6 protein-coding genes are annotated in these 6,566 nt (G+C 55.4%); all 6 read left to right on the forward strand.

Features of this window, described 5'->3' with window-relative positions:
* Positions 1 to 86 precede the first annotated feature (86 nt).
* The 6 genes from ABWO67_RS18585 (at position 87) to greB (ending at position 6,438) form a co-directional block, all read left to right on the forward strand.
* A complete protein-coding gene (locus ABWO67_RS18585; protein ID WP_353154584.1) occupies positions 87 to 1,130 on the forward strand; it encodes an alpha-ketoacid dehydrogenase subunit beta in 1,044 nt (347 codons plus the stop codon).
* 2 nt (positions 1,131 to 1,132) lie between these two features.
* Entirely contained in the window at positions 1,133 to 2,494 is a 1,362-nt protein-coding gene (locus ABWO67_RS18590) for a dihydrolipoamide acetyltransferase family protein (RefSeq protein ID WP_353154586.1), read from the forward strand.
* 9 nt (positions 2,495 to 2,503) lie between these two features.
* Entirely contained in the window at positions 2,504 to 3,907 is a 1,404-nt protein-coding gene (gene lpdA / locus ABWO67_RS18595) for a dihydrolipoyl dehydrogenase (RefSeq protein ID WP_353154589.1), read from the forward strand.
* Positions 3,908 to 3,986: 79 nt separating this feature from the next.
* Complete coding sequence (locus ABWO67_RS18600; RefSeq protein WP_353154592.1) at positions 3,987 to 4,937, forward strand: alpha/beta fold hydrolase; 951 nt, start codon at positions 3,987 to 3,989, stop codon at positions 4,935 to 4,937.
* 117 nt (positions 4,938 to 5,054) lie between these two features.
* The gene (locus tag ABWO67_RS18605) at positions 5,055 to 5,885 is read left to right on the forward strand and encodes a 3',5'-nucleoside bisphosphate phosphatase (protein WP_353154598.1); all 831 of its coding nucleotides are present in this window, start codon (positions 5,055 to 5,057) and stop codon (positions 5,883 to 5,885) included.
* Position 5,886: 1 nt separating this feature from the next.
* Positions 5,887 to 6,438, forward strand: coding sequence for a transcription elongation factor GreB (gene greB / locus ABWO67_RS18610; protein ID WP_353154595.1), 552 nt, complete (start codon positions 5,887 to 5,889; stop codon positions 6,436 to 6,438).
* Positions 6,439 to 6,566 lie beyond the last annotated feature (128 nt).

Genomic DNA, 6,566 nt, shown 5'->3' on the forward strand with positions numbered 1-6,566 from the left:
TCCAGCGTCGCGACCATGTTCGAGGATGTCTACAAAGACATGCCCTGGCACTTACGCCTTCAACGCCAAAAAGTGGGGGTGTAAGCATGGCAGATACAAACAATACACAAAACACGACCCCTATGACCATGATCCAGGCCTTGCGCTCGGCCATGGACGTCATGCTAGGGCGTGACGACAACGTTGTTATTTTTGGGCAAGACGTCGGTTATTTCGGCGGCGTTTTCCGTTGCACAGAAGGGCTGCAGGCAAAGTACGGCCGCAATCGCGTATTTGACGCGCCTATCTCCGAGGGTGGCATTGTTGGCGCCGCAGTAGGCATGGGCGCTTATGGTTTGCGTCCTGTCGTCGAAATCCAGTTTGCCGATTACTTTTACCCGGCCACTGACCAAATTGTGTCAGAGGCCGCCAGGCTGCGCTATCGGTCAGCGGGCGATTTTATTGCGCCGTTAACCATACGCATGCCTTGCGGCGGGGGTATTTATGGCGGGCAGACACACAGCCAAAGTCCGGAAGCCATGTTCACACATGTCAGCGGGTTACGCACCGTGATGCCATGCAATCCTTACGACGCAAAAGGCTTATTGATCGCTGCCATCGAGTGCGACGATCCGGTTATTTTTCTCGAACCCAAGCGTTTGTACAACGGCCCATTCGACGGCCATCACGATCAGCCTGTCGTGCCATGGTCCAAGCATCCGATGGGTAATGTGCCTGATGGCTATTACACGGTGCCCCTGGAGTCCGCTTCGGTTTTCCGCAAGGGTACGGCTCTTACTGTTATCACCTACGGCACCATGGTTTTCGTGGCCGAGGAGGCAACCAAAGAATCGGGTATCGACGTCGAGATCATTGATTTGCGCAGCCTATGGCCGCTCGATATCGACACCATCGTGGCATCGGTCAAGAAAACCGGGCGTTGCGTGGTGTTGCACGAAGCAACGCAAACCAGCGGGTTCGGAGCAGAGCTGACGGCGTTGATACAAGAGCATTGTTTCTACCATCTGGAAGCACCTATCGAGCGCGTGGCCGGGTGGGATACGCCTTATCCGCATGCCCATGAATGGGCTTATTTCCCCAGTCCACAACGGGTCGCGGACGCGTTCCGTACCGTAATGCGGGAGGTATGAGCATGGGCATCCATATTATAAAAACACCGGATATCGGCGAAGGCATTGCCGAGGTGGAACTGGTCGAATGGCACGTGCAACCGGGCGACGATGTCGTCGAGGACCAGTTGCTGGCCGATGTCATGACAGACAAAGCGACCGTTCAGGTGCCTTCGCCCACGCACGGGAAAGTCATTTCACTGGGCGGCGGTGTTGGCGACGTGATGGCGGTGGGGTCTGAATTGATCCGCCTGGAAGTCGAAGGGGAAGGCAATGCCGGTGCATCGCCAGTTTCTACGCGCTCCGGACGCAGTGCTGCTCCCGCGGTGGCTGCGCCGATTGCAGCGGCGGATAAGTCTGTCGAAATTTCCGCGCCAGCTACTCCTGTCCCCGCCCCAGATGTACATGCACATGATGCAGACAAGTCTTCGCCTGTTGCAGTTGCTGATTCAGGTCAGGCTGTTGCCCCTCGGGTGACGGTTGTTACAGCGGCGCGGCCGGACGGCGGGAAGCCGCTGGCGTCTCCGGCAGTGCGCAAACGCGCATGGGATCTCGGGATAGCGCTTCAATATGTTGCTGGAACAGGCCCGGCTGGGCGTATTTCCCATGGCGATCTGGATACCTATCTTGCGCGGGGCGCAGTAGCTACCGCGGGCTCCGGCCATATCGCGGCCTATGTCGCGCGCAATGACGAACAGCAGTTCCCTGTTATTGGACTGCGGCGAAAAATTGCGCAAAAAATGCAAGATGCGAAACGCCGTATTCCGCACTTCACCTATGTCGAGGAAGTTGACGTCACAGAGCTCGAAGCCTTGCGCCAGCGCCTGAACGAGCGATGGGGGCCGCAGCGTGGCAAATTGACCATCTTGCCTTTTCTGGCCAGGGCCATGGTGTTGGCCTTGCGTGATTTTCCCCAGATCAACGCCCGTTTTGACGATGATAATGGTGTGGTGAATCGGTACGGCGCTGTTCATTTGGGCGTTGCCGCGCAAACGGACGCAGGTTTGATGGTGCCCGTAATGCGCCACGCAGAAACTTACGATTTATGGTCATGTGCTGCCGAGATCAAGCGGCTGGCAGAGGCGGCCCGCAATTCAAGCGCAACGCGCGACGAACTGACTGGCTCGACGATTACGCTTACCAGCCTGGGCGCTTTGGGCGGCATCGTTTCAACCCCGGTGATCAATCATCCAGAGGTCGCGATCGTTGGCGTCAATCGTATTGTCGAGCGTCCAGTTGTCTTGGGCGGCGCCATTGTGGTGCGCAAAATCATGAACTTATCATCCTCGTTTGATCACCGTGTCGTTGACGGCATGCATGCGGCTGAGTTTATACAATGTATCAGGGGTTATCTCGAATGCCCTGCAACATTGTTTGTGGAATAAGGGGCGCTCATGCAGTCGTGCACATTATTGATTATTGGCGGCGGGCCGGGCGGCTACGTTGCGGCAATCCGTGCCGCCCAACTCGGCATATCTACGACGCTGATCGAAAGCGAAAATGTCGGAGGCACTTGCTTGAACGTGGGCTGCATTCCTTCCAAGGCCTTGATTCACGCCGCCCAGGAATTTCATAAGCTGACCGGGTACAGTGCCGACTCGCCATTGGGCATACAGGTGCAATCGCCTCGTATCGACATTGCCCGCACTGTTGCCTGGAAAGATGGCATCGTTGGCCGCCTTACCGGCGGTGTCGCGGCCTTGCTCAAGAAAAACGGTGTTCATGTGATCAAGGGGTGGGCGCGTATTATTGATGGGAAAACGGTTGAAGTCGCTGCAGCGCCAGGAGACGACGCGGATGTCGTTCTTCGCATCGCGTGCGAGCACTTGCTGCTGGCGACAGGTTCTCAGCCGGTTGAATTGCCATTCATGCCTTTTGGCGGGCCTGTTATTTCGTCAACCCAGGCATTGTCGCCTGCAGTGCTGCCGCAAAGCCTGGCTGTAGTCGGTGCGGGGTATATAGGGCTGGAATTGGGCATGGCATACAGCAGGCTAGGTGTACAGGTCAGCCTTATCGAGGCTCAGGACCGCATCCTCCCCGCTTACGATGCCGATTTGGTCAAGCCTGTGCAAACTGCGGTGCGCAAACTTGGTATTTCCTTGCATTTGTCATGTAGCGTTCTAGGCATGAACGAAAAGGGCAGTGCTCTGCGCTTGAAAACGTCGCAAGGCGACGAATCCGAACTTCCGGTAGAGCAGGTCATGGTTGCCGTTGGCCGGCGCGCCAGGGTGACAGGATTTGGCCTGGAGTCGCTCATGTTGGACATGGACGGCACAGTCATCCAGGTGGATGATCAATGCCGAACTTCCATGCGCAACGTATGGGCGATAGGCGATGTGGCGGGCGAACCGATGCTTGCACACCGGGCGATGGCCCAGGGCGAAATGGTGGCGGAAATTATCTCGGGCAAGCAACGCCGTTTTGTGCCGGCCTCGATTCCGGCAGTATGTTTTACGGATCCCGAAATTGTCGTGTCTGGCTTGTCGCCGGACGAAGCCAAACGTGCAGGTATTGATTGCATATCAGCCTCCTTTCCATTTTCGGCTAATGGCCGCGCCATGACGCTTGACGCCAATGACGGCTTTGTGCGCGTGGTGGCTAGACGCGATAACCACCTGATTGTCGGGTGGCAGGCGGTGGGCAGCGGCGTTTCCGAGTTGAGCGCGGCCTTTTCACAATCGCTCGAGATGGGCGCCCGTCTCGAGGATGTCGCCGGCACTATTCACGCGCATCCTTCGTTAGGCGAGGCCGTGCAGGAAGCCGCTCTCCGGGCTCTTGGCCATGCATTGCATATTTAATGGCAGTCAGCGCACATGACAGGGCAGCATCAAAAAACCCTAAGCTACAATCGAACCTCTCTTCTGTAGCGAGTGCCCTATGACAAGTATGTACACGCCCGGCGAAACTCTTGAACCCAGGCTTGATTACGTGATGTGTGCCAGCCCGGCCGGTACACACCGCATGGCTTATTGGGAGTGGGGCGATCCCGAAAATGACCGTGTATTGTTGTGCGTTCATGGGTTAACACGTACCGGTCGGGATTTCGATGATTTAGCCAGGCAGCTTGCCAAGCACTACAGGGTGGTTTGCCCCGACGTGGTTGGTCGCGGAAAGTCGGATTGGCTGATCAATGCAGCAAACTATGTCGTGCCGCAGTATGTCGCAGATATGTTTACTCTTATTGCACGGCTTAATCCTAAGAAATTGGATTGGGTGGGGACTTCCATGGGAGGGCTGATAGGCATGGGGCTGGTAGGCACGTTGGCCATGTCCGCAATGCTCAGACCGGATCGCGGCAGCCTTGGGTTGCCTGCAGACCAAACGCTATCTTTGGGGAAAATCGTACTTAATGATATAGGCCCGCAGCTGAGCTTCGCAGGCCTGAGCCGTATTGCCGAATATGTGGGTGAACCTATACAGTTCGACACCTTTGAGCAGGCCGTGGACTATGTTCGGTCAGTATCTGCCGGTTTTGGCAGCCATGACCAAGCGGGTTGGGAAGACTTGACCCGACACGTATTCAACCAGAAGGACGATCACTGGGTCAAACACTACGACTTGCGTATTGCTGAGCCGTTCGCCGATCAGTCTGAAGCCATTATTCAGGCGTCCGAATCAGTTTTGTGGGCTGCTTACGAAAGCATTGCCTCGCCTATTTTTCTCGTGCGGGGTCAGGAGTCTGATTTGCTCACTGCTGAGGCCGCTCAGGAAATGCTGGCAAGAAACCGCCATGCCCGGTTGCACAATGTGCCAGGCGTGGGACATGCGCCAACATTTCGCAGCCACGACCAAATAGATCCGGTAGTCGAGTTTTTACTGGAAAAGTAATCGGCGTACACTAAGCTTTCAATACAATTGAAGGCTGTACCTGACCTTGGCTTGCGGTTTGTGCAGGCCGTGATACAGCCCTTTACAGGGCTGTTTAATTTTTTAAAGGGTTTTCGTATTAAAGTCGATTTGCACTGCCACTCTACTTTTTCTGACGGTGTCTTGGCTCCGGCTCAGTTGGCTGCGCGCGCCCATGCGAATGGGGTGCAGGTGTGGGCGCTGACCGATCACGATGAGTTGTCTGGTTTAGCCGAGGCACGCAGCATTGCCGAGGCGACGGGGATACGTTTTATCCCTGGCGTCGAAATTTCAGTCACATGGGCCAAGCAAACCGTCCATATACTGGGGCTGGCGATAGACGAACTCGATACAGAACTGAATGCCGGATTGGCAGAAATACGAAAAGGTCGTTTGCTGCGCGCCCGTGAAATGGCCGACAGGCTGACCGCGCTGGGTATCCCCGATAGTTACGAGGGGGCACTTAAGTTCGCGGCCAATCCATTATTGATTAGCCGGACGCATTTTGCCCGCTTCCTGGTAGAGAACGGTTACTGCAAGAACATGCAGATGGTTTTTGACAAGTATCTTGGCGAAAACAAGCCAGCTAACGTACCGGTACATTGGTCCACGCTTGAAGACGCGGTGGGGTGGATTCTTGGCGCAGGCGGGCGAGCCGTTATTGCGCATCCAGGGCGCTACGCTTATTCGCCGATGCAGTTTGATGCCTTGTTTGAGCAGTTCAAGGATATTGGCGGTGAGGCAATCGAAGTCATCACAGGAAGCCACACACTTGAACAGTATGTTGAATATGCGGGTGTTGCACGACGGTATGGTTTTATGGCGTCTTGCGGTTCAGACTTTCACAGCCCCAAAGAGGCCAGAATCGATCTGGGCAATCTGCCGCCGTTGCCGTCCGATCTAACACCCGTTTGGCATGATTGGATCTGATATGAATAAAGCTTTCGTGAAAGAGTCGGATAACGATGATGACGACGACCTCGGCCCCGAGGCTGTAAAGCTTCCTGCGGGCACGAAAAACTACATCACCACCCAGGGTTATAAGCGTTTACGTGAAGAGTTGGCTCATTTGATAACGGTAGAGCGTCCGTCTGTGGTGCAGATCGTGTCTTGGGCGGCTTCGAATGGCGATCGTTCAGAGAACGGCGATTATCTCTATGGCAAGAAGCGCTTGCGTGAAATTGACCGACGCATGCGGTTCTTGACCAAGCGTCTGGAGATTGCCGAAGTGGTTGATCCCGCGGCGCAGCCGAATAAAGACCAGGTGTTTTTTGGCGCGACGGTGGTTTATTCCGACAAGGTGGGCGAAGAGTTTCGTGTAACGATAGTGGGTGTCGACGAGGCTGAGCCGCTGCAGGGGAAAATTAGCTGGATTTCTCCGGTGGCGCGGGCGCTGACCAAGGCGCGGGAAGGTGACACCGTGGTATTGCGTACGCCTGCGGGGATTGATGAGCTGGATATTCTGGAAGTGATTTATCCTTAGGCAGTAGGGGTTTTTCTTGATTTGCGTGTCAGGTCTGTTGGCGTCAGTGTCTGTTCTTAAGCTGCGTGCTTGCCGGTCTTAGCGCTTTTGGTTTTTTTGATACGCGTGCCAAGGCCTTAGCGTTTGTA

This window comes from Pollutimonas bauzanensis, from assembly GCF_040393045.1.
In the GTDB taxonomy this organism is placed as follows: Bacteria; Pseudomonadota; Gammaproteobacteria; order Burkholderiales; family Burkholderiaceae_B; genus Pollutimonas; species Pollutimonas bauzanensis_A.